At 60.9% G+C, this 25,495-nt stretch carries 27 protein-coding genes; 24 read left to right on the forward strand and 3 right to left on the reverse strand.

All coding sequences use genetic code 11. From position 1 onward, the window contains the following. The first annotated feature begins 48 nt into the window (after window positions 1–48). The 6 genes from ACLH0J_RS11625 (at window position 49) to ACLH0J_RS11650 (ending at window position 5,487) form a co-directional block, all read left to right on the forward strand. Window positions 49–654: a DUF4823 domain-containing protein gene (locus ACLH0J_RS11625; protein WP_411392075.1), complete on the forward strand. Its 606-nt coding sequence runs from the start codon at window positions 49–51 to the stop codon at window positions 652–654. Window positions 655–681: 27 nt separating this feature from the next. Continuing rightward, the gene (locus tag ACLH0J_RS11630) at window positions 682–1,242 is read left to right on the forward strand and encodes a DUF1285 domain-containing protein (RefSeq protein WP_411392076.1); all 561 of its coding nucleotides are present in this window, start codon (window positions 682–684) and stop codon (window positions 1,240–1,242) included. A 69-nt stretch (window positions 1,243–1,311) separates the two neighbouring features. Continuing rightward, window positions 1,312–2,025, forward strand: coding sequence for a GntR family transcriptional regulator (locus ACLH0J_RS11635; RefSeq protein WP_411392077.1), 714 nt, complete (start codon window positions 1,312–1,314; stop codon window positions 2,023–2,025). After that, a complete protein-coding gene (locus ACLH0J_RS11640; protein ID WP_411392078.1) occupies window positions 2,022–3,023 on the forward strand; it encodes an ADP-ribosylglycohydrolase family protein in 1,002 nt (333 codons plus the stop codon). Before ACLH0J_RS11635 ends, ACLH0J_RS11640 begins: the two co-directional genes overlap by 4 nt. Window positions 3,024–3,110: 87 nt before the next feature. Beyond that, on the forward strand, window positions 3,111–4,577 hold the full coding sequence (locus ACLH0J_RS11645; protein WP_411392079.1) for a purine-cytosine permease family protein: 1,467 nt from the start codon (window positions 3,111–3,113) through the stop codon (window positions 4,575–4,577). Next, the gene (locus ACLH0J_RS11650; RefSeq protein ID WP_411392080.1) at window positions 4,570–5,487 is read left to right on the forward strand and encodes a PfkB family carbohydrate kinase; all 918 of its coding nucleotides are present in this window, start codon (window positions 4,570–4,572) and stop codon (window positions 5,485–5,487) included. The genes ACLH0J_RS11645 and ACLH0J_RS11650 overlap by 8 nt, the downstream gene beginning before the upstream one ends. A 41-nt stretch (window positions 5,488–5,528) precedes the next feature. Here ACLH0J_RS11650 and ACLH0J_RS11655 read toward each other — a convergent pair whose 3' ends face one another. Next, the gene (locus ACLH0J_RS11655) at window positions 5,529–5,873 is read right to left on the reverse strand and encodes a hypothetical protein (protein WP_411392081.1); all 345 of its coding nucleotides are present in this window, start codon (window positions 5,871–5,873) and stop codon (window positions 5,529–5,531) included. 201 nt (window positions 5,874–6,074) lie between these two features. Here ACLH0J_RS11655 and ACLH0J_RS11660 point away from each other — a divergent pair, with 201 nt between their 5' ends. From ACLH0J_RS11660 to ACLH0J_RS11680, 5 genes are all read left to right on the forward strand, one after another. Beyond that, window positions 6,075–6,554, forward strand: coding sequence for an N-acetyltransferase family protein (locus ACLH0J_RS11660; RefSeq protein ID WP_411392811.1), 480 nt, complete (start codon window positions 6,075–6,077; stop codon window positions 6,552–6,554). Window positions 6,555–6,782: 228 nt separating this feature from the next. Next, complete coding sequence (locus ACLH0J_RS11665; protein WP_411389101.1) at window positions 6,783–7,787, forward strand: substrate-binding domain-containing protein; 1,005 nt, start codon at window positions 6,783–6,785, stop codon at window positions 7,785–7,787. Then, window positions 7,784–9,286, forward strand: a complete 1,503-nt coding sequence (gene araG / locus ACLH0J_RS11670; RefSeq protein ID WP_411389100.1) for an L-arabinose ABC transporter ATP-binding protein AraG — start codon at window positions 7,784–7,786, stop codon at window positions 9,284–9,286. The genes ACLH0J_RS11665 and araG overlap by 4 nt, the downstream gene beginning before the upstream one ends. A 9-nt stretch (window positions 9,287–9,295) precedes the next feature. Beyond that, window positions 9,296–10,264: an L-arabinose ABC transporter permease AraH gene (gene araH / locus ACLH0J_RS11675; protein ID WP_078834509.1), complete on the forward strand. Its 969-nt coding sequence runs from the start codon at window positions 9,296–9,298 to the stop codon at window positions 10,262–10,264. 68 nt (window positions 10,265–10,332) lie between these two features. Then, window positions 10,333–11,136 (forward strand): IclR family transcriptional regulator, encoded by an 804-nt coding sequence (locus ACLH0J_RS11680; protein WP_411392082.1) that lies wholly within the window; start codon window positions 10,333–10,335, stop codon window positions 11,134–11,136. Here the strand turns inward: ACLH0J_RS11680 and ACLH0J_RS11685 are convergent, their stop codons facing one another. Next, window positions 11,137–12,189, reverse strand: a complete 1,053-nt coding sequence (locus ACLH0J_RS11685) for an NAD(P)-dependent alcohol dehydrogenase (protein WP_411392083.1) — start codon at window positions 12,187–12,189, stop codon at window positions 11,137–11,139. Between the two features lie 180 nt (window positions 12,190–12,369). On the opposite strand from ACLH0J_RS11685, the gene ACLH0J_RS11690 reads away from it, so the two are divergent. Further along, entirely contained in the window at window positions 12,370–13,263 is an 894-nt protein-coding gene (locus ACLH0J_RS11690; RefSeq protein WP_411392084.1) for an AraC family transcriptional regulator N-terminal domain-containing protein, read from the forward strand. Window positions 13,264–13,468: 205 nt separating this feature from the next. On the opposite strand, the gene ACLH0J_RS11695 is transcribed toward ACLH0J_RS11690, so the two are convergent. Then, window positions 13,469–15,133, reverse strand: coding sequence for an electron transfer flavoprotein-ubiquinone oxidoreductase (locus ACLH0J_RS11695; protein WP_411392085.1), 1,665 nt, complete (start codon window positions 15,131–15,133; stop codon window positions 13,469–13,471). 530 nt (window positions 15,134–15,663) lie between these two features. Between ACLH0J_RS11695 and ACLH0J_RS11700 the strand changes: the two genes are divergently transcribed. From ACLH0J_RS11700 to ACLH0J_RS11755, 12 genes are all read left to right on the forward strand, one after another. Next, the gene (locus ACLH0J_RS11700; RefSeq protein ID WP_411392086.1) at window positions 15,664–16,413 is read left to right on the forward strand and encodes an electron transfer flavoprotein subunit beta/FixA family protein; all 750 of its coding nucleotides are present in this window, start codon (window positions 15,664–15,666) and stop codon (window positions 16,411–16,413) included. Between the two features lie 16 nt (window positions 16,414–16,429). Beyond that, on the forward strand, window positions 16,430–17,359 hold the full coding sequence (locus ACLH0J_RS11705; protein ID WP_411392087.1) for an electron transfer flavoprotein subunit alpha/FixB family protein: 930 nt from the start codon (window positions 16,430–16,432) through the stop codon (window positions 17,357–17,359). Window positions 17,360–17,442: 83 nt separating this feature from the next. Then, window positions 17,443–18,261, forward strand: a complete 819-nt coding sequence (locus ACLH0J_RS11710; protein WP_411392088.1) for a substrate-binding periplasmic protein — start codon at window positions 17,443–17,445, stop codon at window positions 18,259–18,261. Window positions 18,262–18,270: 9 nt separating this feature from the next. After that, on the forward strand, window positions 18,271–18,633 hold the full coding sequence (locus tag ACLH0J_RS11715) for a DUF4398 domain-containing protein (protein WP_411392089.1): 363 nt from the start codon (window positions 18,271–18,273) through the stop codon (window positions 18,631–18,633). Further along, window positions 18,630–19,445, forward strand: a complete 816-nt coding sequence (locus ACLH0J_RS11720) for an OmpA family protein (protein ID WP_411392090.1) — start codon at window positions 18,630–18,632, stop codon at window positions 19,443–19,445. The genes ACLH0J_RS11715 and ACLH0J_RS11720 overlap by 4 nt, the downstream gene beginning before the upstream one ends. A gap of 191 nt (window positions 19,446–19,636) precedes the next feature. Next, window positions 19,637–21,076, forward strand: a complete 1,440-nt coding sequence (locus ACLH0J_RS11725) for a PLP-dependent aminotransferase family protein (RefSeq protein ID WP_010563764.1) — start codon at window positions 19,637–19,639, stop codon at window positions 21,074–21,076. 104 nt (window positions 21,077–21,180) lie between these two features. Continuing rightward, on the forward strand, window positions 21,181–21,672 hold the full coding sequence (locus ACLH0J_RS11730) for a translation initiation factor 2 (RefSeq protein WP_411392091.1): 492 nt from the start codon (window positions 21,181–21,183) through the stop codon (window positions 21,670–21,672). A gap of 162 nt (window positions 21,673–21,834) precedes the next feature. After that, window positions 21,835–22,089, forward strand: coding sequence for a YkgJ family cysteine cluster protein (locus ACLH0J_RS11735; RefSeq protein WP_411392092.1), 255 nt, complete (start codon window positions 21,835–21,837; stop codon window positions 22,087–22,089). Between the two features lie 41 nt (window positions 22,090–22,130). Continuing rightward, a complete protein-coding gene (locus ACLH0J_RS11740; protein ID WP_411392093.1) occupies window positions 22,131–22,736 on the forward strand; it encodes an START domain-containing protein in 606 nt (201 codons plus the stop codon). 103 nt (window positions 22,737–22,839) lie between these two features. Next, window positions 22,840–23,076: a hypothetical protein gene (locus ACLH0J_RS11745; protein WP_411392094.1), complete on the forward strand. Its 237-nt coding sequence runs from the start codon at window positions 22,840–22,842 to the stop codon at window positions 23,074–23,076. Between the two features lie 213 nt (window positions 23,077–23,289). Continuing rightward, window positions 23,290–23,631 (forward strand): ribonuclease E inhibitor RraB, encoded by a 342-nt coding sequence (locus ACLH0J_RS11750; RefSeq protein WP_003193463.1) that lies wholly within the window; start codon window positions 23,290–23,292, stop codon window positions 23,629–23,631. Between the two features lie 451 nt (window positions 23,632–24,082). Further along, the gene (locus tag ACLH0J_RS11755; protein ID WP_411392095.1) at window positions 24,083–25,492 is read left to right on the forward strand and encodes a circularly permuted type 2 ATP-grasp protein; all 1,410 of its coding nucleotides are present in this window, start codon (window positions 24,083–24,085) and stop codon (window positions 25,490–25,492) included. Window positions 25,493–25,495: the final 3 nt, after the last annotated feature.

Below are 25,495 nucleotides of genomic sequence, written 5' to 3' on the forward strand. Positions count from 1 at the left end.
CTCGTGCCCATTCGCCGGTTTTCCGTCACCGGCTTTTGGAGGATTAGGATGCGTAGTCTGGTTTTGTTGCTGGCGTCGTTGACGCTGAGTGGTTGCATGACCGTCAGCGATATGGCCGAAGGCACCCGCTATCAGATGAGCGACGCCGGGTTGCTGGACCACAGCGATACCCGTCGCACTGCGTCGATTCGGGTGCAGCCGGACTCCTTTATCTTTATTGCCCAAGGCGCCTTCGTGCCGCCGGGCAGCGCTTATCCGCGCCCGAACGTGGTGGCCGAGGAAGCGTTCAACGGTTTCGTCGAATATTTCCCCATGGTGCGTCGTGCCCGTCAGCCCGAAGGCCTGGAACAAGCGATGGCCGAAGCCCGGGCCGCCGGTGCTCATTACCTGTTGTACTGCCGTTTTGCCAAGGCGGATGACCGTATCGGTAACGCCGACGAGTGGACCGACCAGCAGGCCCTTGACCGCGTCGGTCTGGACAGCGGTGTTATCCAGATCATGTTGATCGAGACCAGCACTCAGTATTTGATTGATACTGCACGCATTCGCAGTCGTGGCGGTTTACTGACGTTCCACGACAACAAGCCTGAAGATCTGATTGCCCGCCCCCTGGCGCAGTACGCACGAGGTTTGCTGGGTATGAGCGACCAGTAAGGCACGTACGTAAAAAGGGAGAACCCCATGACCGATTCCGCCAAGGCCAACGATCTGTTGGCTCAACTGCCCAAAGGCAAGGGACCGGCGCCAGTGCATCTGTGGAACCCGGAATTCTGCGGCGACATCGACATGCGCATTGCCCGTGATGGCACCTGGTTCTACCAGGGCACGCCGATCGGGCGTAAGCCCATGGTCAAGTTGTTCTCCAACATCATCCGCCGCGATGGCGATGATTACTTCCTGATCACCCCCGTGGAAAAAGTCGGCATCCGCGTCGATGATGCGCCGTTCGTGGCGCTCACCCTGGACGTGCAAGGTCAGGGCGAGCAGCAGGTGCTGCGCTTTACCACCAATGTCGATGAGCAGATCGACGCGGGCCTCGAACATCCGCTGCGGGTGGTCATCGACCCTGTTACGCAGGAACCCGCGCCCTATCTACGGGTACGCACCAACCTCGAAGCCCTCGTGCATCGCAACGCGTTCTACCAATTGGTGGCGCTGGCGGTGAGCCGTCCGATTAACGGGCAGAACTGGCTGGGCGTGTGGAGCGACGGGGAGTTTTTCCCGATTGGCCTGGAGCCCTGAGGCTGTTTTTTCATCTGTCTGAAATAATTCGCTTGCTGTGATCGAGGGCTTTCAGTTATCAATTTGTACATGATTAGACATGTGCGATTTGATAAGAAAAAACGCGTCGTCGACGAGCTCATCCGCCGTATCGAAGGTGGAGTGATGGCCGACGGTTTCCTGCTGCCGGGCGAGCATCAACTGGCCGAGGAGTTTGCGGTCAGTCGCGGCACGCTGCGCGAAGCCCTCGCCGAGCTCAAACGCCGTAATTACATTGCCACCCAGAGCGGTGTCGGTTCCATCGTCACCTTTGACGGCATGGTGCTCGACCAACGCAGCGGTTGGGCCCAGGCCCTGGCCGATACCGGCGCGCTGGTGATCACCGATATCCTGCGCTTTGAGGCGGTCACCCGCCCAGACCTGCTCAGCCGTTTCGGCAGCGACCAATTCATTGCCCTTGATCGCCTCCGGCGTACCGCCGACGGCACGGCCGTGTCCCTGGAGCGTTCGCTGATGCCCGCGTCCGGCGCCCTGGAAGGCTTGCCCCGCGTCGGCCTGATCGACAATTCCCTGACCATTACCCTGGCCGCCTACGGTTACATCGGTGCCGAAGGGGACCAATGGATCGGCGCCGAGCCCCTCAGCGCTGAAGATGCTGAGCTGCTGGGCCGTCCGGCGGGCACTGTGTTTCTCAAAGCCTCGCGCACCACTTATGACCGGCGCGGGCGTTTCATGGAGTACGTCGAAAGCTTGCTCGACCCGCTGCACTTTCGTCTGCATCTCCAGTTCGGAACTTCAAAATGACCGCGCAAAATCGTGCGCTGGGTGCCTTCTACGGCCTGGCCTTGGGCGATGCCCTGGGCATGCCCACTCAGTCCTTGAGCCGCGAGCAGGTGAGGGCTCGCTTCGGGACCATCACGGGCCTGGAAGATGCAGACGCCGACCAGCCCATCGCACCCAACATGCTGGCCGGTTCCATCACCGATGACACCGAGCAGGCGATCCTGGTCGGCGAGTTGCTGGTGGCAGGCCAGGGTAAGATCGAGCCGATCGTGCTTGCCCGGCGCCTGATCGAGTGGGAAGCGGTGATGCGCGCCAAGGGCTCCCAGGATCTGCTCGGTCCGTCCACCAAGCGTGCGATCGATATGATCCTCGCCGGCCATACCCCGCAAGAGTCCGGGCGCTACGGCACCACCAATGGCGCGGCCATGCGCATTACGCCGGTGGGGATCGCGGCCGATGTCAGCGATCCCGAGTCATTCATCCAGGCGGTGATCCAGGCGTGTCAGGTCACCCACAACACCACACTGGGCATCTCCAGCGCGGCGGCGGTGGCGGCGGTGGTGTCGGCCGGGATCAACGGCGCAGACCTGGGCGAAGCCTTGAACATCGGTACGCAGATCGCCCAGCAGGCGCAAAGCCACGGGCACTGGATTGCCGGTGGGCGTATTTCCACCCGCATCAGTTGGGCGCGGACCTTGAGCGTCGGCAGCGGCGACAAGGCATTGTTTGCCGACCTGCTCTATGAATTGATCGGCACGTCCGTCGCTTCCCAGGAATCGGTGGTGGTGTCGTTTGCCCTGGCCCAGCAAGTGGCCGTGGGTGCGTTGAATGCCTTCGAAGCCCTGTGCCTGGCCGCCAGCCTTGGCGGCGACACCGACACCATCGCGGCGATCCTCGGCGCCATGCTGGGTGCATGCCTGGGCATGCAGTGCTGGCCGCAGGCACTGATCGAACAGGTCAAGGCCGTCAATGGCCTGGAGTTGCAGGTGCTGGTCCAGGGGCTGCTCGCGTTGCGATAACCCTGGAGTGATTCATTGAGTCAGGATGACCGGCCAAAGCCTTGGCTTTCTGCCATAACCACAACAATACAGGCACCAGGAGCCCCCATGAGCACCACTTCTTCCGGCCAAAGCGCCGGGCAATTGGAAACACGCGGTATCGAACCGGTCCCCGAAGGCGAGTGCAACGGCCATCCCCAGCAGCTGTTCTGGGTCTGGTTTGCGGCCAATATCAGCATCCTCGGCTTGCCGCTCGGCGCGACGCTGGTGGCGTTTCGTGGCTTGGCGATCTGGCAGGCGATCATCGTCGCAATCCTCGGGGCCGCCGGCTCCTTCGCGGTGGTGGGCATTATTTCCATCGCCGGTCGGCGTGGCCGTGCGCCGAGCCTGACCCTGTCCCGTGCGATCTTCGGCGTGCGCGGCAATATCGGCCCGACCCTGGTGTCGCTGATGTCGCGCCTGGGCTGGGAAACCGTCAACACCACCACGGCCGCCTTCGTGCTGTTGTCGCTCTGTTCGATCCTGTTCGGTTCTGCGGTCGAGGCGAAAAGCGCACCGTTGCTCACCCTCATCTTCATCGGCATTTTTGTGCTGCTGACCCTGGCCGTTTCCGGCCTGGGCCATGCGACCTTGCTGGTGATCCAGAAGTGGGCCACCTATGTGTTTGGCGGCTTGAATATCCTGGTGGGCGGTTTCCTCTGCGCCACCATCGACTGGAGCGCGGTGTTCAACGCCACCCCGGCACCGCTGAGCGCCATGATCATCGGCGTCGGCACCATGGCCGCCGGTACCGGCATCGGCTGGGCCAACGCCGGCGCCGACATGTCGCGCTACCAGCACCGCAGCGTCAAGGCCGTGCGCCTGGTGGCCTCCGCCGCATTCGGTGCGGGCATCCCGCTGGTGTTGCTGATCACCCTCGGCGGCCTGCTGTCGGTGGGCAACAACGACCTGGCTTCGGCCACCGACCCGATCATCGCCATCCGCGACATGCTGCCGACCTGGATGGCCGTGCCGTACCTGATCACCGCGTTCGGTGGGCTGCTGCTGTCGAACAACCTGTCGGTGTACTCGGCCGGTCTCACCACCTTGACCCTGGGCCTCAAGGTCAAGCGTGTGCATGCGGTGATCGTCGACATCGTGGCGATCTTCGCCGGTTCCATCTATTTCATGCTGATCGCCGACAGTTTCTACGGTCCGTTCATCACCTTCATTTCGTTGCTGGCGGTGCCGATCACGGCATGGGTGGGGATCTTCGTGGTTGACCTGATCCATCGTCATTACTACAGCCCCAAGGACCTGCTGGACGTCAGCCCCAGCAGTGCCTATTGGTACCGCGGCGGCGTGGAATGGCGTGCATTCGGCGCCTGGGCCGTGGCGATCGTGCTGGGTTTCAGTTTCACCACCATCGGCACCACTGGCGAAAATATCTGGTTCGCCGGGCCGTTGTCCGACTCCTGGCTGGGCCATAACGGCCTGGGCTGGATCGTCACTTTCCTGCTGGCCGGTGGGATTTATGCCGTACTCGGCGGCGCGACTGACCGCCGTGCGGCGTTAGTCGAGAGCCCCAATGTCTAGATTGCTGCACACCGGCCAAGTCATCGTCGACCTGGTCATGGCCCTCGATACCTTGCCTGCCACGGGCGGCGACGTGCTGGCGCAATCGGCCAGCTTCGAGGCCGGCGGTGGCTTTAACGTGATGGCCGCCGCGCAGCGCAACGAGCTGCCGGCGGTCTACCTGGGCCGTCACGGCAATGGGCGTTTCGGCGACCTGGCCCGTGCGGCGATGCAGGCCGAAGGCGTGGAAATTGCCCAGCCTGTGAGTGGGCACAAGGACACCGGTTTATGCGTATCGCTGACCGAGGCCAGCACCGAGCGCACGTTCATTTCCCATATCGGCGCTGAAGGTGAATTGAGCGCCGAGGACTTGGCACAGGTCGCGCCACGAGCGGACGACTACGTGTACGTCAGCGGCTACAGCCTGTTGCTGGAGGGCAAAGCGCAAGCTCTGCTCGACTGGCTGCTGGCACTGCCGCGAGCAATCACCGTGGTGTTCGACCCCGGCCCGCTGGTCAAGGCGCCGGACTCAGCCTTGATGCGCGCGTTGTTGCCGCGTATCGACATCTGGACCAGCAATGCCCCCGAAGCCCTGGCGTTCACCGGTGCGACGGATATCGCCAGCGCGTTGACCGCGCTCAGTCGCCACCTGCCCGCGCAAACGCTGCGGGTGGTGCGCGACGGGCCGAATGGTTGCTGGGTAGGGCGTGCGGGCGAGATCGAGCATGTGCCGGGCTTCAAGGTGCAGGCGGTGGACAGCAATGGCGCGGGGGATGCGCATGCCGGGGTGTTCATTGCCGGACTGGCCAGTGGTCTGGCGCCTGCCGTCGCCGCACGGCGAGCGAATGCGGCGGCGGCATTGGCGGTCACCCGCTGGGGGCCGGCGACGTCCCCAGGCACCGCCGAAGTCAACGCCTTACTCGGTGAATAAACCCGAGCGGTTCACTGGGAAGTGACCGGCGGTTCGAGGCATCAAGGCGCAGGCTGTTTCGGTGCGCCCGGGATGTTGGAATCGTCGCCCTTGTTGATATTGGGCTGATTGATAGCCGGGCCCATTTTGCCGTTACCCACGGCAGCCGGCGCCTGGCGCTGGGTGTCGTTGCCTCGGGTGCGTGGGTCGGCGCCGTTATCGATGATCGCGCCGCCATTGGTATCGAGGCCGGTGCCCATCGAGTCCTGGGATTCCTGGGTGGCGGGGCTTGGCGGGCTGCCGACGGGATCGGTCTTGCCGGTGGACGAGGTAGCCGCAAAGGCGCTCAGTGACGCGGCAGACAACAGACCGGTGAGGGCGAGGGCGGCAAGCTTGGAAGGGTTCATGGGGGTGTCTCCTTATGATTGATGTCCTTACCTACTATTGGTCAGCCCTCGTTTCGGGTTCGTGCCTTGATGGCGACGAACGGTCGCAGTTGAATCAACGGAATTTTGGCCGGAGTAACTGAACGGCCGGCGAAATTGCACTGCAATCAGTCATGAAAGCGCCTTAGTATGTGTGCTTTGAAATTGTCCCAAGGCTCGCCCATGACCATCGAGATTCGCCCCGCCGTGCCCAGTGATGCTGCGCAGATCCTGACTTTCATCACCGAACTCGCCGAGTACGAAAAGGCCCGCCACGAAGTGATCGCCAGCGTGGCGGACATCGAGCGCAGCCTGTTCAGCGAGGGCGCCACCGCCCATGGCCTGATCTGTTCGCGGGACGGTTTGCCGATCGGTTTCGCGGTGTTCTTTTTCAGCTATTCCACCTGGCTGGGCAGCAACTGCCTGTACCTCGAAGACCTCTACATCAACCCGGAACAACGCGGCGGCGGGGCGGGCAAGAAGCTGTTGCGCCACCTGGCCAGGATCGCCTGCGATAACGGTTGCGGTCGCTTCGAGTGGAGCGTGCTGGATTGGAACGAGCCGGCGATTGCCTTCTACAAATCCATCGGCGCCCAGCCGCAGGAGGAGTGGGTGCGCTATCGCATGGAAGGCGATGCGCTACGGGATTTCGCCCAGGGCTGATACGCCTCGAAAAACCGGTTATCGATGACCGGCTTTTTTGTGCTCTTGATCAATATATGGGATGTAAATTTATATATTGAGATAGCTTAAACGATGGGTTTATATTTCGCCTGCATCAGCACTCACTAAAGCTCTACGGGTTTTCGCCGCCTAAACGCTGCACCGCTTCACTGTAGGAGCGAGCAAGCTCGCTCCTACAAAAAACAACAACAATAAGGAGTCAACCGTATGAATCGTCGTCGTGCTATCCGTTCCTTGTGCTGCGCCGCTGTGGCGGTCTCGGCCATCGGCTTGAGCGGGCTGTCGCTGGCCGCTGAAGCCGTGAAAATCGGCTTCCTGGTCAAGCAAGCCGAAGAACCCTGGTTCCAGACCGAATGGGCCTTCGCCGAAAAAGCCGGCAAGGAACATGGTTTCACCGTGATCAAGATCGCCGTGCCCGATGGCGAGAAGACCCTCTCGGCCATCGACAGCCTGGCCGCCAACGGCGCCAAGGGTTTTGTGATCTGCCCGCCGGACGTGTCCCTGGGTCCGGCTATTGTTGCCAAGGCCAAGGTCAATGGTTTGAAAGTCATGGCCGTGGATGATCGCTTCGTCGATGCCAAGGGCAATTTCATGGAAGACGTGCCGTACCTGGGCATGGCCGCGTTTGAAGTCGGTCAGAAGCAGGGCGCGGCGATGGCCGCCGAGGCGAAAAATCGCGGGTGGGATTGGAAGGACACCTACGCGGTGATCAACACCTTCAACGAACTCGATACCGGCAAGAAACGCACCGACGGTTCGATCAAATCCCTCGAAGAAGCCGGCATTCCCAAGGACCACATCCTCACCGCCGCGCTCAAAACCCTCGACGTGCCGGGCAGCATGGACGCCACCAACTCGGCGCTGGTCAAGCTGCCCAGCGGCGCGAAAAACCTGATCATCGGCGGCATGAACGACAACACCGTGCTCGGCGGCGTACGTGCCACCGAAAGCGCCGGCTTTGCCGCTGCCAACGTGATCGGCATCGGCATCAACGGCACCGACGCCATCGGCGAATTGAAGAAAGCCAACAGTGGTTTCTTCGGCTCGATGCTGCCCAGCCCGCACATCGAGGGCTACAACACCGCGTTGATGATGTACGAGTGGGTCACCACCGGTAAGGAGCCGCCGAAGTACACGGCGATGGACGAAGTGACGCTGATCACCCGCGCCAACTTCCAGGAAGAACTGAGCAAAATCGGGCTGTGGAAATGAGCGCAGCAGCGCTGCGTTTTGACGGCATCGGCAAAACCTTTCCCGGGGTCAAGGCGCTGGATGGCATCAGCTTCAGCGCCCAGCCGGGGCAGGTACACGCGTTGATGGGCGAGAACGGCGCGGGCAAGTCGACGCTGCTGAAGATCCTCGGCGGCGCCTACATTCCGAGCAGCGGCAGCGTGCAGATCGGCGCGCAGACCATGGCGTTCAAATGCGCCGCCGACAGCATCGCCAGCGGTGTTGCAGTGATCCATCAGGAGCTGCATCTGGTGCCGGACATGAGCGTCGCCGAGAACCTGTTCCTCGGGCACTTGCCGACGCGTTTCGGTGTGGTCAATCGCCGGCTGCTGCGCCAACAGGCGCTGGCGTGCCTCAAGGGCCTGGCGGATGAAATCGACCCGGATGAAAAGCTTGGGCGCCTGTCCCTCGGCCAGCGGCAACTGGTGGAAATCGCCAAGGCCTTGTCCCGTGGCGCCCATGTGATCGCCTTCGACGAACCCACCAGCAGCCTGTCGGCGCGGGAGATCGACCGCTTGATGGCGATCATCACGCGCCTGCGCGACGAGGGCAAAGTGGTGCTCTACGTGTCCCATCGCATGGAAGAAGTGTTCCGCATCTGCAACGCGGTCACGGTGTTCAAGGACGGCCGCTACGTGTGCACCTTTGACGACATGAGCACGCTGACCCACGACCAGTTGGTGACGTGCATGGTCGGCCGCGATATCCAGGACATCTACGATTACCGCCCGCGCGAGCACGGTGACGTGGCGCTCAAGGTCAAGGGCCTGCTCGGCCCCGGCGTGCGTGAGCCGGTCAGTTTCGAGGTGCGCAAGGGCGAGATTCTTGGCCTGTTCGGGCTGGTGGGCGCCGGGCGTACCGAGCTGTTTCGCCTGCTCAGCGGCTTGGAGCGCGCCAGCGCCGGCAGCCTGGAGCTGTGTGGTCAGCCGCTGCAACTGCGCTCGCCCCGCGACGCCATCGCCGCCGGCGTACTGCTGTGCCCCGAGGACCGCAAGAAGGAGGGCATCATTCCGCTGTCCAGCGTCGCGGAGAACATCAACATCAGCGCGCGCGGCGCCCATTCGCGCTTCGGCTGGCTGCTGCGCGACGGCTGGGAAAAGGGCAACGCCGAGCGGCAAATCACTGCGATGAAGGTCAAGACGCCGAACGCCGAGCAGAAAATCCTCTACCTGTCCGGCGGCAATCAGCAGAAGGCGATTCTGGGCCGCTGGCTGTCGATGCCAATGAAGGTGTTGCTGCTCGACGAACCCACGCGCGGCATCGACATCGGCGCCAAGGCCGAAATCTACCAGATCATCCATAACCTGGCGGCCAGCGGCATTGCGGTGATCGTGGTGTCCAGCGACCTGATGGAAGTGATGGGCATTTCCGACCGCATCCTGGTGCTGTGTGAAGGCGCGATGCGCGGCGAACAGACCCGCGCCCACGCCACTGAATCCAACCTGCTGCAGCTGGCGTTGCCGCGCGGCCTGGCGAACTGAGAGACGACCATGACCACTCAACACAAGCTGCTGGCGACGGCACGCAAACCCCTCGATACGCGTGCGCTGCTGGACAATTGGGCGATGCTGCTGGCGGCGCTGGGGATTTTTCTGCTGTGCGCCTTACTGATCGACAACTTCCTCTCGCCGTTGAACATGCGCGGGCTGGGCCTGGCGATTTCCACCGTGGGCATCGCCGCGTGCACCATGCTGTTCTGCCTGGCATCCGGGCACTTCGACCTGTCAGTGGGCTCGGTGATCGCCTGCGCCGGGGTGGTGGCGGCGATCGTGATGCGCGACACCGACAGCGTCCTGCTGGGCATCGGCGCGGCGCTGCTGATGGGCCTGATCGTCGGGCTGATCAACGGCATCGTGATCGCCAAGCTGCGGGTCAACGCACTGATCACCACCCTGGCGACCATGCAGATCGTGCGCGGCCTGGCGTATATCTTTGCCGACGGCAAGGCGGTGGGCGTGTCCCAGGAACAGTTCTTTATCTTCGGCAACGGCCAGTTGCTGGGCGTGCCGGTGCCGATCCTGATCACGATTGTGTGCTTCGTGTTTTTCGGCTGGCTGCTCAACTACACCACCTACGGACGCAACACCATGGCCATCGGCGGCAACCCGGAAGCGGCGTTGCTCGCCGGGGTGAACGTGGACCGCACCAAGATCCTGATCTTCGCCGTACACGGCCTGATCGGCGCGTTGGCCGGGGTGATCCTCGCTTCGCGCATGACCTCGGGCCAACCGATGATCGGCCAGGGCTTCGAGCTGACGGTGATCTCGGCGTGCGTGCTGGGCGGGGTGTCGCTGAGCGGCGGGGTGGGGATGATCCGCCATGTGATCGCGGGGGTGTTGATCCTGGCGATCATCGAGAACGCGATGAACCTGAAGAACATCGACACGTTTTACCAGTATGTGATCCGGGGTTCGATCCTGTTGCTGGCGGTGGTGATTGACCGCATGAAACAACGCTGAAACTCCCGGTATTGAGGTCCGGCATTTGCCATAATGGCGCCGTTTTCGTACTTCCCAATAGGCCCGATATGCAGGAAAACGCCCACACCCCCGTCAAAGACGCCGCGCCCACCGGCACCCAGACCTTGCTGCGTGGCTTGGGCGTGGTGCAAGCGGTGGCGGCCGGTGCTCGGGATCTGAAAGAGATCGCCCGGCGCATCGGCACCACCCGCAGCACCACGCATCGCCTGGCCAGTTGCCTGGTGGATGAACGCTACCTGCGTGTGGTGCCGCAAGTCGGTTACCTGCTCGGGCCGAAGTTGATTGAGTTGGGGTTCCAGGCGCGTGAAGAGCTGCCGCTGGTGACCCTGGCCATACCGTACCTGGACGAGTTGTCGGCACTGACCGGCGACACCATCCACCTGGCCATTCGCGAAGACGACGACGTGCTTTACCTGCACAAGAACCCCGGACGCAACGGCCCGGAAATGCGCTCGCGGGTCGGCCATCGCATGCCGTTGGCGCGTACCGGCGTTGGCAAGGCGATGTTGCTGGATGACACGGTGCAGGAGTGGCAGCGTCTGTACGAGACCAGTTTGCCGGTCGGCGGCAAGAGCTTGCAGTGGCCGCACCACCCGGAACAATCCTGGGCACAGTTCGAGCAGCGCATGCGTGAATACGTGGTGGGGGGGTATGCATTCGATCTGGAAGACAACGAACCGTCGATCCGTTGCGTGGCGGCACCCGTGCGCGATGCCAGCCGGCGAATCGTCGCCGGCATCAGCATCGCCAGTACCGTGCCCTATATGCCGCTGGAGAAGATGGCCGAGCTGATCCCTGTGATCAAACAGGTCGCAGCGCGGCTGTCGGCGGAGTTGGGCGCGAAGGCCTGATCAGGCTTTCAAGGTCGCCATGTCGATGACAAAGCGGTACTTCACATCGCCGGCGATCATGCGGGTGTAGGCTTCGTTGATCTGGCGGATGTCGAGCATTTCGATGTCGCAGGTAATGCCATGCTCGGCGCAGAAATCCAGGACTTCCTGGGTTTCGGCAATGCCACCGATCAAGGAGCCGGCCAGCATTTTACGGCCCAGTATCAGCTTGGCCGCGTTCACCGGCGGGTCCACCGGCTCGACCAGACCGACCAGAATATGCACGCCGTCAAAGCGCAGCACGTCGAGGTAGGGGTTGAGGTCGTGCTGCACCGGAATGGTGTCCAGCAGGAAGTCGAAGTGCCCGGCAGCGGCTTTCATCTGCTCGGCATCGGTGGACACGATCACATGATCGGCGCCCTGGCGACGGCCTTCTTCAGCCTTGCTCGCGGAGCGCGTGAACAGGGTCACTTGCGCGCCCATGGCCTTGGCGAACTTGATGCCCATATGGCCCAGGCCGCCCATGCCGAGAATCCCGACCTTGTCGCCGGCCTTGACGCCATAGTGCTTGAGCGGTGAGTAGGTGGTGACGCCTGCACAGAGAATCGGCGCGGCGCTGGCCAGGTCGAGCTTGGCCGGGATCTTCACCACGAAGTGCTCGCTGACCACGATGCTGTCGGAATAGCCGCCCATGGTGTTGCTGCCGTCCACACGGTCCGGGGTGGCGTAGGTCATGGTCGGGCCTTCGAGGCAGTATTGCTCCAGGTCCGATTGACACGCTTCGCAATGGCGGCACGAATCGACCATGCAGCCCACGCCGACCAGGTCGCCGACTTTGTGCGCGCTGACACTGGCGCCGACGGCGGTGACTCTGCCGACGATCTCGTGGCCCGGCATCAGCGGGTACACGGCAATGCCCCATTCGTTGCGCGCCTGGTGGATGTCGGAATGGCAGACGCCGCAGTAGAGGATCTCGATCGCCACGTCATCGGCGCGCGGGCTGCGGCGTTCAAACGACATGGGGGCGAGGGGAGTGGTGGCCGACTGGGCGGCATAACCGATGGCGGTATACATGGACAACCTCGCAAAAGCAGTGACAAGTGAGGCGGGCCATTCTGCGTGCCGTCCCCTGATGCGGCCATGGCGATTGCTCCGAGTCTCATGCCTATTCGTCCGGGAGTGCCCCTGGTTTGGATCTATCGGCGGTCAGACCTGCGATGATGTTTGCATCCCCTATCAGCGAAGTTTTTTGCCATGTTGTTGACCCGCCATCTCGACGCCAACGCCACGCTGGTTTCCTTTATTGAGAAGCTGACACCTCGCGACGGTTTCTCCCCGACCCACCTGCCCGGCGTGCAGGTGCTGCGCGCCAGTTGCGACGTGGCGCGCGGGCCGCAGATCTATGAGCCGAGCCTGATGTTCGTGGCCCAGGGCAGCAAGGTCGCGTACCTGGGCCCGCGTACCCTGGAGTACGGCGCCGGGCATTATCTGATCCAGGCCATGCCGGTGCCATTTGAGTGCGAGACCTTCGCCATGGCGCCCGGCGCGCCGTTGCTCGGGGTGACCGTGGGCATTGATCGAGTGGTGCTGGGGGAGTTGGTGATGGCTATGGGCATGCAGGCCGGGCCGCCGCCGACGGCACAAACCCTGGAGTCGATGAGTTCGGTGGTGCTTGACGACGCCATGCGCGGGTGTGTCGAGCGGCTGTTGCAGTGCCTACACGATCCGCTGGAAAGCCGGATCATGGGCCCGGCGCGGGTGCGCGAATTATTGTTCACCGCATTGCGCGGCCCCCAGGCCGATGTGCTGCGCGCACTGGTGGAACAGCAGGGGCAATTCTCGCGGATCGCCACCTCGTTGAATCACCTGCATGCCCATTACGCCGAGCCGCTGAATATCGAGACGTTGGCCGGTTACGCGCATATGAGTGCGTCGACTTTTCATGAGCACTTCAAGCGCTGCACCTTGTTGTCGCCGGTGCAGTACCTCAAGCGCTTGCGGTTATTGAAGGCTCAGCAGTTGTTGCTGGTCGAAGGCATGGGCGTGGCGCAGGCGGCGCACAGCGTGGGCTATCAGAGTACGTCGCAGTTCAGCCGCGAATACAAGCGCTACTTCGAGCGTAATCCGGGCGAAGAGCGTGCAGCCTGATTCTCCCTGGTTCAACGGGATTAAGAATGTGAGAGGGGGCTTGCTCCCGATGACGGTGGTTCAGCTATAGATGTGCTGACTGTTCCACTGCTATCGGGAGCAAGCCCCCGCCCACATTTTGATGTGTGAATACATTCAAGTGTGGGAGGGCCCCCGCCCACATAAAAAAGGCTCCCGATTTGGGAGCCTCTATGCTCAAGCCATCTTACATATTCGGGTAAGTCGGCCCACCCGCACCTTCCGGCGTGACCCAGGTGATGTTCTGCGAAGGGTCCTTGATGTCACAGGTCTTGCAGTGCACGCAGTTCTGGGCGTTGATCTGGAAGCGCTTCTCACCGTCTTCTTTGGTGATCACTTCATACACGCCGGCCGGGCAGTAGCGTTGCGCCGGTTCATCGTAGAGCGGCAGGTTGGTGCCGATCGGGATGCTCGGGTCCTTGAGCTTCAAGTGGCACGGCTGTTCTTCTTCGTGGTTGGTGCCGGAGATGAACACCGAGCTCAGCTTGTCGAAGCTCAGCTTGCCGTCGGGCTTGGGGTAGTCGATCTTCTGGCAGTCCTTGGCCAGCTTGAGGCAGGCGTAGTCCGGCTTGGTGTCGTGCAGGGTGAACGGCATTTTGCCGCCCATGATGTTCTGGTCGAACCAGTTGAAGCCGGCACCGATGATCGGGCCGAACTTGTGCATCGCCGGGCCGAAGTTGCGGCTGGCAAACAGTTCTTCATAGAGCCAGCTGGACTTGAAGCTGTCGACGTAAGCGGTCAGTTCATCACCGCCTTCGGACTCGGCGAACAGGCGGTCGGCCACGGCGTCGGCGGCGAGCATGCCGGACTTCATCGCGGTGTGGCTGCCCTTGATCTTGGCGAAGTTCAGGGTGCCGAGGTCGCAACCGATCAGTGCGCCACCTTTGAAGACCATCTTCGGCAGCGAGTTCAGGCCGCCTTTGCAGATGGCACGGGCGCCGTAGCTGATGCGCTTGCCGCCTTCGAGGTACTGGGCCAGCACGGGGTGGTGCTTGAGGCGCTGGAACTCATCGAAGGGCGACAGGAAGGTGTTGCTGTAGGACAGGTCGACGATCAGGCCCACGACCACTTGGTTGTTTTCCAGGTGATAAAGGAAGGAGCCACCGGTGTTCTCGTTGCTCATGATGTCCAGCGGCCAACCGGCGGTGTGGACCACCAGGCCTGGCTTGTGCTTGGCCGGGTCGATTTCCCAGATTTCCTTCAGGCCGATGCCGTAGTGCTGGGCGTCGGCGTCGCTGTCCAGGTTGAAGCGCTGGATCAGTTGTTTGCCGATGTGGCCACGGCAGCCTTCGGCGAACAGCGTGTATTTGCCACGCAGTTCCATGCCTGGGGTGTAGACGCCTTCTTTTGGATGGCCTTCGCGGTCGACGCCGAGGTCGCCGGTGATGATGCCGCGGACCACGCCGTTCTCGTCGAACAGCGCTTCCTGGGCGGCGAAGCCTGGGTAGACTTCCACACCCAGGTTCTCGGCCTGCTGGGCCAGCCAGCGGCACAGATTGCCCAGGGAGATGATGTAGTTGCCTTCGTTGTGCATGGTCTTGGGCACAAAGAAGTCAGGCACCTTGGTCGAGGTGTCGGCGCTGCGCAAGACATAGATGTCATCGCGCACCACGGGCGTGTTGAGCGGGGCGCCGAGTGATTTCCAGTCCGGGAACAGTTCGTTCAGGGCACGGGGTTCGAACACGGCACCGGAAAGAATGTGTGCGCCGACTTCGGAGCCTTTCTCGACCACGCAGACGCTGATTTCCTTACCGGCTTCGGCGGCCTTCTGCTTCAATCGGCAGGCGGCGGACAGGCCCGCCGGGCCAGCGCCGACGATGACCACGTCGAATTCCATGTATTCGCGTTCCACAGGCTATCTCCTACTCAAGGCTCAACAGGCTTTTTTTCTAATGGGTGGAGGTTGGGGTCGTAACCGTCATCGCTGCGTTCACTGGGCAGGGATGACCCACCGTTCTCTCTAGGTGGCGCATTATATATAGACCACTGTCAGCGTCCAATACAAACGTTTGTTTGAATTGCCCGCAGGCTAGGTAAATCAAAGCGACGCGGCTTATGACTGGCCATTTTGCCGTATTGACCAGAATAGGTGTTCCGGTCAAGATACGGGCGGTTTTGCGCTAACCGTAGGCAGACAGCAGGTTTCAAGAGCACGTCCAAAAGCAGGGCAAAGGCAAAACGGTAACACGCGTGCCAATGATGGCGCGCAGTTTACACGCTGCGAGAAAGAATGACCTGTCAGTCACCACTGACGAACGGTCGCACTTCCCCAGCGCTGTGTCATTTGCCGACGTTTTTGGAGGTGCCCTTGTGTGCCGATGAGCATCAACCGCCAGGTTCGCCTAGGCGACTTTCTTTTCACCGGAGAGTAACGAGGAATCCATGAAGGTTCTTGTAGCTGTCAAACGCGTTGTCGATTACAACGTGAAAGTTCGCGTCAAGGCGGACAATTCCGGCGTCGACCTCGCTAACGTCAAGATGTCGATGAACCCTTTCTGCGAAATCGCCGTGGAAGAAGCCGTACGCCTGAAAGAGAAAGGCGTGGCGACTGAAATCGTCGTGGTTTCCATCGGCCCGACCACGGCCCAGGAGCAACTGCGTACCGCCCTGGCACTGGGCGCCGACCGCGCCATCCTGGTCGAGTCCGCCGAAGACCTGACTTCCCTGGCCGTGGCCAAGCTGCTCAAAGCCGTGGTCGACAAGGAACAGCCATCGCTGGTGATCCTTGGCAAACAAGCCATCGACAGCGACAACAACCAGACTGGCCAGATGCTGGCTGCACTGACCGGTTACGGCCAGGGCACCTTCGCCTCGAAAGTCGAAGTGAGCGGCGACAACGTAGCCGTGACCCGCGAAATCGACGGCGGCGCGCAGACGGTTTCGTTGAAACTGCCGGCCATCGTCACCACCGACCTGCGTTTGAACGAGCCGCGCTATGCGTCCCTACCAAACATCATGAAGGCCAAGAAGAAGCCTCTCGAAGTGCTGACTCCAGACGCTTTGGGCGTTTCCACCGCCTCTACCAACAAGACCGTGAAAGTCGAAGCGCCGGCTGCACGCAGCGCGGGCATCAAGGTCAAGTCGGTGGCTGAACTGGTCGAGAAACTGAAAAACGAAGCGAAGGTGCTTTGAATTGGGGAGCCGAATCATGACTATCTTGGTAATCGCAGAACACGACAACAAGGTACTGGCTCCGGCCACCCTGAACACCGTGGCTGCCGCTGTGAAAATCGGTGGCGACATTCACGTGCTGGTTGCAGGTCAAGGCGCTGGCGCCGTGGCTGAAGCCGCAGCGAAAGTCGCCGGCGTGAGCAAAGTACTGCTGGCCGACAACGCCGCTTACGCTCACCAACTGCCGGAAAACGTTGCCCCTCTGGTTGCCGAACTCGGTGCTGGCTACAGCCACATCCTGGCTGCCGCCACCTCCAACGGCAAAAACATCCTGCCGCGCGTTGCCGCGCAACTGGACGTTGACCAGATCTCCGAGATCATCTCGGTCGAAAGCGCCGACACCTTCAAGCGCCCGATCTACGCCGGTAACGCCATTGCCACCGTGCAATCGAGCGCTGCGGTCAAGGTCATCACTGTGCGTGCCACCGGTTTCGACCCGGTTGCTGCTGAAGGTGGTTCGGCTGCCGTTGAAGCCGTCTCCGTAGCCCACGATGCAGGCATTTCCAGCTTCGTCGGCGAAGAGCTGGCCAAGTCGGATCGTCCTGAGTTGACCGCTGCCAAGATCGTCGTGTCCGGCGGGCGTGGCATGCAGAACGGTGACAACTTCAAGCACCTGTACGAGCTGGCCGACAAGCTGGGCGCGGCGGTCGGCGCGTCCCGCGCAGCCGTCGACGCAGGCTTCGTGCCCAACGACATGCAGGTCGGCCAGACCGGCAAGATCGTTGCGCCGCAGCTGTACATCGCCGTCGGTATCTCCGGCGCGATCCAGCACTTGGCGGGTATGAAAGACTCCAAAGTGATCGTGGCGATCAACAAGGACGAAGAAGCACCGATCTTCCAAGTGGCCGATTACGGGCTGGTGGCGGATTTGTTCGAAGCCGTACCCGAGCTTTCGAAGCTGGTCTAATCCAGTCGCTTCACTTATAAAGAGCCCGGTCCTGTGACCGGGTTTTTTTTGCCTGTCTTTTTTGAACATCGGAGAACCTCGCCATGGAACTGCGTCCCTGGACCTTACTGTTGGGCTTCACTGTGCTGCTGCCGACCTTGTCGTTGGCCGCCGGCAAATGTGATCGCCTGGTGATCACCGGCAGTCCGGACGCACCGCCCTTGCTCTGGCGCGATCCCCAGGACCCCACCCACCTGATCGGCGCGACTGCCGATGTGTTGCAACAGGTGGCCAAGGACCTCGGTGTGAAAATCGACCTGCTCTACGGCGGCACACGCGCCCTGGCCCTGGATGAAGTCCGCAGTGGCCGCATGGACATCCTCGCCGATGCCCCGCTGAACATCGGCGAGCTGGAAACCCTCGATTACATTCATCCGGCGCTGGTGCAGACCGATTATCTGGTATGGACCCGCAAGGACTCAGCGCTGGCCTACACCACCGCAGCTGACCTGTATGGCTATAGAGGCGCAGTGTCGGAGCGCGCACGCTTGAGCCGGGCTTTCGAAACCTTCGCCGGTCAGCAACTGACGCTGCAACGCTTTCCCACCTTGACTCCGGCGTTCCAGAAACTGCTGCTTGGGGAAGTGGATTACGTGCTGGCCGGACGTTATTCCGGCATGGCCATGGCTCAGACATTGGGCATGAGCACCGACCTTGTCGCGCGCGAAGTCCCCATCGATCAGCCCGGCCTCTACCTGGCGATCTCCCACAACTCGGCCTGCAATGATCCGTGGTTGCGCGGACAGCTCGCCAAAAAGATGACAGAATTGCCCGGGTCCGGTGTGACGCAAGCTGCGCTGCAGCGCAATCTCGAGCGTTGGAAAGCGCAATTGCAACAGCCCGTCGGCACCCCAACAAAGTAGGGATTTTCAGTGACTCTTCGACCTTTTTTCGCGGCCCTCGCCGTTGTCGCTCTGGCGGGATGTGCAGCCGATCCTGCGCCGAATGAACAAATACGCCTCACTCAGCAAGCCCTGGAACAAGCCAGCGCCGTGGGGGCGAGCGCGGATGACTCGCCCGAGTTGAAACTGGCTGAAGACAAATTCACCCAAGCCAAGGCCGACATGGCCGACCAATCCTACAAAGACGCGCGCATGCAGGCTGAACAGGCTGAGCTGGATGCCCGTCTGGCCGAAGCCAAAGTGCTGACGCGCAAAAGCCACGAGCAACTGAACGTGCTCAACACCCGCATCACGCGGTTGCGCAAGCAATTGCAGTTGGGGGACGCCCAATGAGCCCGCTGATCCGTGGACTGGGCTGTGTATTGCTGCTGGGTAGCGCGGTATTGGGCGGTTGCGCCACTCATCCCAACAGCGAGCAGGCCCTGCAACAGGCCGGCAGTGATTTCCAGAAGGTCAAGGAAGACGCGAATGTGCTGCGTATCGCGCCCAAGGACGTGATTCGCGCCGGTGAATCCCTGGCCCGCGCCGACCGTCTGTCCAGCTACTGGGGCAGCGGTGCGGACGTGGTGCATTACGCTTACCTGAGCCAGCGCTACAGTGCCATCGCCCGCGAGCACACCGAACAGGCGCTCAATGAAGAGCGCGGCACCAAGCTCGAACTGGAGCGCCAGCGCCTGCAATTGGCCTTGCGTGAAAGCAAGTTGATCAGCGTGCAGCAGCAAGGCAAATGGCTTGAAGAACAGATCGCCAGCCTGGCGACGACCCAGACCGATCGTGGCCTGGTGATGACCCTGGGCGACGTGCTGTTCGACACCGGCGAAGCCGAACTGAAAAACTCGGCCAATCGTACCGTGCTGAAAATCGTGCAGTTCCTGCAACTGAACCCCAAGCGTGTGGTGCGTATCGAGGGATACACCGACAGCACCGGTGGTGAGCAGGAAAACCTCCAGTTGTCGCGTGATCGAGCGCAGTCGGTGGCCGATGTGCTGGTCGACCTTGGGATCGACGAAAAACGCATCCAGGTCGAGGGCTACGGTGACCAGTACCCGGTGGAAGCCAATGCCTCCGAACGCGGACGCGCGCAGAACCGTCGGGTAGAAATTGTTTTTTCTGACGAAAAGGGCCAATTGGGCGCTGCCCGCTAAGCCAGGTTTGTCCCATCAACCCGGGTTTATCCCGGGTTTTTGTTGCCTGGAATTCTGTTTATCACCCTTACAGTTTTTGCTATCACTGCCGCCCGTGCTCGACTATTGTGGCAACTGTCCCCGTACACTTCTAAACTGTGCCGGTATGTTTCACACAAAAATAAAATACCCGTGAAATCGAGTGCTGCGTCATGACCAATCTGTTGCTTTACCAACGTATCGCCCAGCAACTGGCTGAGGATATCCGACGCGGTGTCTATCAACCGGGCGAGCGCGTGCCTTCGGTGCGCAAAATGAGCTCCCAGCTCAACGTCAGTCACGCCACGGTATTGCAGGCCTACGCGAACCTGGAAGACCAGGGGCTGATCAGGGCGCGACCGCAGTCCGGCTACTACGTGCACCAGACGCCAGCGCTGACCGCGCCGACGCCGGATATCGCGCGGGTCGAGCGTCCGGGGTTGGTTACCCGCAGCAGCATCATTCAGCAGGTATTGGGCGAGTCGCGCCGTGAAGGGGTGTTCCCGTTGGGCGCCGCCGTGCCGAGTGTCGACTATCTGCCGGTCCGCGCGCTGCACCAGCAGTTGGCCAAGGTCACGCGGTTTCAGAGCCCGCGCGCGTTCAGCTACATGTTCAGCCCGGGTTTCGAGCCGCTGCGCCGCCAGGTGGCGATTCGCATGCGCGATGCGGGTGTGGTGGTGGACCCTTCCGAAGTGGTGATCACCCATGGTTGCGTGGATGCGTTGCAAATGTCGCTGCGCGTGCTGACGCGGCCAGGCGACTTGATCGCGGCTGAATCACCGACTTATTACGGCTTGCTGCAGTTGGCCGATTTGCTGGGCCTGAAGGTCATCGAGATCCCCAGCGACCCCTCCACCGGCATGAGCCTGGAAGCCCTGCAACTGGCGGCCAACCAATGGTCGATCAAGGCCCTGGTGCTGACGACGCGTTTGAGCAATCCTTTGGGCGGCACCATGCCGGAGGAGCGACAGAAGCACTTGCTGCGTCTGGCCTCGGATTTCGATATCCAGATCGTCGAAGACGATATCTACGGCGAACTGATGTTTGAAGTGGGCCGCACCAAGGCCCTCAAGGCCTATGACCGCCTGGATCGGGTCATTTATTGCTCGAGCTTTTCCAAGACCTTGTCGCCGGGCGTGCGCATTGGCTGGATGATCGCCGGCAAGTACCAGCAGGAAATCCAGCGTTTGCAGATGTTCAGTACGCATTCGGCATGCAGTGTCACCCAGATGGGCGTTGCGGCGTACCTGGAGAATGGCGGTTACGACCGGCACTTGCGCTACATCCGCCAGGAATACCGCAAGAACCTCAGTGCCTTCCAACTGGCCGTGCAGCAGTACTTCCCGGAAGGTACCCAGATGACCCGTCCGACCGGCGGCTTTATCCTGTGGGTCAGTTTGCCGGGGCGGGTCAATACTCAGGAACTGCACGTGCGTGCCCTGCAACAGGGCATCAGCATTGCACCGGGGCTGATTTTCAGTAACACCGAGCAGTTCAATCACTGCATTCGCCTTAATTGCGGAACGCCGTGGAACCGCGAAGCAGAGCGGGCGCTGATGACTCTGGGGATGCTTGCCAGCCAGTTATGTCAGGAGACGGCGGCGGGCCTTTGAGGCCCTGAAAAGGCACAACTCGCCTGGTTGGCTGATCACCGCGCTTGTCATGCTGCACACAACAGGCGAGCATATGGCCCTCTGCCGTTAATGCTGTTGGCGATATGACCTCTATTGTTCGTGCTGTTTTCGTGATTGGCCTGTTAAGCCTGTGTAACGTTGGCACAGTGCTGGCGGCGGCATCGGTGACCGAGGCCGAGCCCGCTGTCAATGCCCAACAAAAGACCTCTGCGAAAAAGCCGGCACCGGCCAAAACGGCCCCCGCCGCCAAGAAAAAAGCCGCCACGGTGAAGAAACGTGCGTCGGTCGCGAGCAAATCCAAGTCGGCCCGTGAAGTGGCGCAAACCCAATTGCCACCTGCACAGTTGGACCTGTCATTGCCTTCGGACATGGTCAGGCACTTGCAGCCACTGGGCACCGTGCCCAAACCCAAGAGCGTGCCGCTGCTGCCACCCATGTTTGGCGAGAAACCCACCGACAACAGCGCCTTCCAGATCAACGGTCGCTTGCTCAGCAATGAAATGAAGCTGCAACTGCGCAACGAAGAACGCCGGGATGTGGAAGGCGCCGCGTTGGAATTCGAGTTCAAGCAGTAAACCTTCCCGCAAACGTGACGCGTGCCTTCGACCATCTGTCGCAGACTGGTCAGTCACCTTTTTTTTGTGCGGAAAAGCCCTGTTAGACCATTTTAAAACGGCTGTTTAAGGGCGTAATCTAAGCCCGGCCATCTACATTGAGTCGTCGAGGATCTACTGGTCATGAAATGCCGTGAAGGTTGTGGCGCTTGCTGCATCGCCCCCTCCATCAGTTCACCTCTCCCGGGAATGCCCCATGGCAAACCGGCGGGCGAACGCTGTCTGCACCTGTCTGTCGAACAGCTATGCCTGTTGTTCGGCCAGCCGGAACGACCGGCGGTGTGCAGTGATTTCAAGGCGGATATCGATGTCTGCGGCATCGACCAGGCCGATGCCATCCGCTTGATCGGCTGGTGGGAGCAGATGACGGCGGCTTGATGGGCTTTACTATCGGAACTTCAACAATAAGGAATACAACAATGGGTTCGCTGAAACGAATGGCTGTGTTGTGCGGTTTTACGGTGTTATTTGCTGCCACTGCCCAGGCTGAGGATTGGCAAGTCGCCAAGGATGAAGACGGTATCAAGATTTCGCTGAGCGAAATTGCCGGCTCCAAGTACAAAGCTTATCGCGGTGTGACGGTGATCAAGGCGCCAATCGCCAAGATCCAGGCCCTGCAGGAAGACGCAGTCGGAGCCTGCTCCTGGATTCACGAGTGCAAGTCGCAAAAGCTGCTCAAGGCGCAAGGTGACAAGAGCTGGACCTACACCCAGTTCAAGGCACCATTCCCAGTGACTGACCGTGATTCCATCCTGGAAATCACCACGTCCAAGGCCGCCGACGGAACTGTGACCCGCAAGCTCCTGGAAGTGCCAACCTATCAGCCGGAAGTTAAAGGCTACGTGCGGGTGGCGCAGGTCGACGGTTTCTGGAAACTGGTCCCCAAGGGTGACAACCAGACCGAAGTCACCTACCAGGTGCACACCGAGCCCGGCGGCAGCGTGCCTTCGTGGTTGGCCAACAAGTTCGTGGTGGACGCCCCGTTCAACACCTTGAAAGCCCTCAAGGAACAAGCTGAAAAGTAAGTGCATTTGATCAGGTGCCTCCAGCCTTGGGTGGAACGTTTGGCGAACCCTCAAGGTCCAGATACGTGTAAGCCCACACATGGGCTTTATCGAGGAGGCACCAATGCAAACGTGGCAAATTACCTTCGTTGACGATCATGGCGTGAAGTCTGTCGAGCAGTTCGCCTGCGAGCAGAAGCCCAGCCTGGAAGATGCTGCGCACATGATTCGCAACAAACTGCTGCCCGTGGCTGCCGAACTCGACCTCAATGACCTTGAGGGCCGCCAGCCAGAGCCTACGGTCAAGATCCTCAAAGAGCAGAACAGTATTCAAATCCTCGACATTTCCCCCGCCGCCTGAACATTCCCTGTATGCGTTCCAAGCGCCTCTGGTGGAGGTGATAGCTTCGCGCTACTCTGCAAGTGAGATCAGCGAATGAATCGCTAAGGTCTGGTCTTGTCAGCTACATGCTTGTTTTCCATCGGTGATGTTATTGCCGCAGTACCCGCGCCAGTAGGGCGCGGGCTTCGGGAAGCACGGAAAGTCTATCCATCAGTTTGAGGAGGACGTTTCATGAGCACAGCCTATCAAGAAGACATCAGCACCAACGTTCTGCGCCGCATGAAAGAAGGCGGCTTCGACTTTTCACGGTTTCACCCCATCGAGTTCTACGCCATTTTCCCGGATGAGGAACGGGCGCGCAGGGCTGCGGGTCGATTTCGTGGGGAGTCCCTGAATGCCCAGGTCAGCGCGCGCGACGATGGCGCCTGGTACTTGGAACTGAGCAAAATCATGTTTGCGACCTACGACGGTATAGGAGACTTCGAGCAGGACTTTGAGGCGGTGGTCGAGCCCTTGGGCGGGATTATCGAGGGATGGGGCGTCAAGCAGGAGGTGCGTGGCTTGCCCATGTAGCGGTATGAGAAACACAGCGTATCGGCTGGCCTATGGGTCAGCCGATTTTGTTTGGGATGTCTGAAAATTTCTGGAACTTGTGCAGCCTTTTCCAGCACCAAAAAAAAGCCACCCGCGCAGGGTGGCTGAAAGGGAAGACCGGAGGAGCCGGTCGATACACGAGCTGTCACGGTACCGATTGCGCAATGGTTGACGCTGTAGGACACATCCTGTTCAGCAGAAGGTGGCGATTATCCGCAGGCTGGGCCAGGCAGTGAAATCAACTGTGACTATGCTGTTGATAGTCGAAGCCTGCATTGCGATGAGGCGTGCGGCGATACACTGGGCATTCTGCGCACCAGGACGGTGCGTTCAAATCTCTTGAGTTATTCAACCCGCTGATTTTTAAGTGTTTATGCCGCTGGCACGGGCCTTGCGATGGTTCTTGCGTCCGGGTGACAAGGAGTTCGGCATGATCCGCACTTATTACGATGAAATGTACGACGGGGCAGGGCACGTTCGCCCTCACTACCGTGAGTTCGCCCGCTGGTTGGCTGACACCCCTGCTGAACTGCTGGCTCAGCGCCGACGCGAAGCCGATTTGCTGTTCCACCGCGCCGGGATCACCTTCACCCTTTACGGGGACGAGCAAGGCACTGAGCGGCTGATCCCTTTTGACACGATCCCGCGCAGTATTCCCGCGAGCGAATGGCGGATGGTCGAGCGCGGCTGCATCCAACGGGTCAAGGCGCTGAATATGTTCCTCGCCGACCTGTACCACGAACAACGCATCATCAAGGCCGGGATCATCCCCGCCGAACAGGTCCTGGCCAATGAGCAGTACCAACTGGCGATGCAGGGGCTGAACCTGCACCGTGATCTGTATTCGCACATCTCCGGGGTCGACCTCGTACGCGATGGTGACGGCACTTACTACGTGCTGGAGGACAACCTGCGTACACCGAGCGGCGTCAGCTACATGCTCGAAGACCGCAAGATGATGATGCGCCTGTTCCCGGAGCTGTTCGCTGCCCAGCGCATTGCGCCCATCGACCATTACCCCAACCTGTTGCTCGACACCCTGAAAAGCGCCAGCCCCCTGGATAACCCCAGCGTAGTGGTGCTGACCCCTGGGCGCTTCAACAGTGCATTCTTTGAACATGCTTTTCTTGCCAGGGAAATGGGCGTCGAACTGGTAGAAGGCGCCGATTTGTTCGTGCGTGACGACCACGTGTTCATGCGTACCACCGACGGCCCCAAAGCCGTGGACGTGATCTACCGTCGCCTCGACGATGCGTTCCTCGATCCGCTGGCATTCAACCCGGACTCCATGCTCGGCGTGCCCGGCCTGCTCGCGGCCTATCGCTCGGGCAATGTGGTATTGGCCAATGCGATAGGCACCGGGGTGGCGGATGACAAGTCGGTGTATCCCTTCGTCCCCGAGATGATTCGTTTTTACCTGGATGAAGACCCCATCCTGCAGAACGTTCCGACTTTCCAATGCCGTAAGCCCGACGAACTGTCCCACGTACTGGCCAACCTGCCGGACCTGGTGGTCAAGGAAACCCAGGGCTCCGGTGGCTACGGCATGTTGGTCGGGCCGGCCTCCACGGCGGCGGAAATCGAAGCTTTTCGCGCCCGGATCAAGGCCAAGCCCCACGCTTATATCGCACAGCCCACCCTGTGTTTGTCCACCTGCCCGACCTTCGTCGAAAACGGCATTGCACCACGCCATATCGACCTGCGCCCGTTCGTGTTGTCTGGCAAGGAAACCCGCGTAGTGCCCGGCGGTTTGACCCGCGTGGCGCTGCGTGAAGGGTCGCTGGTGGTCAATTCGTCCCAGGGTGGCGGCACTAAAGACACCTGGGTGGTTGAGGACTGATGC

The sequence above is a fragment of the Pseudomonas sp. MPB23 genome (assembly GCF_046605395.1).
In the GTDB taxonomy this organism is placed as follows: Bacteria; Pseudomonadota; Gammaproteobacteria; order Pseudomonadales; family Pseudomonadaceae; genus Aquipseudomonas.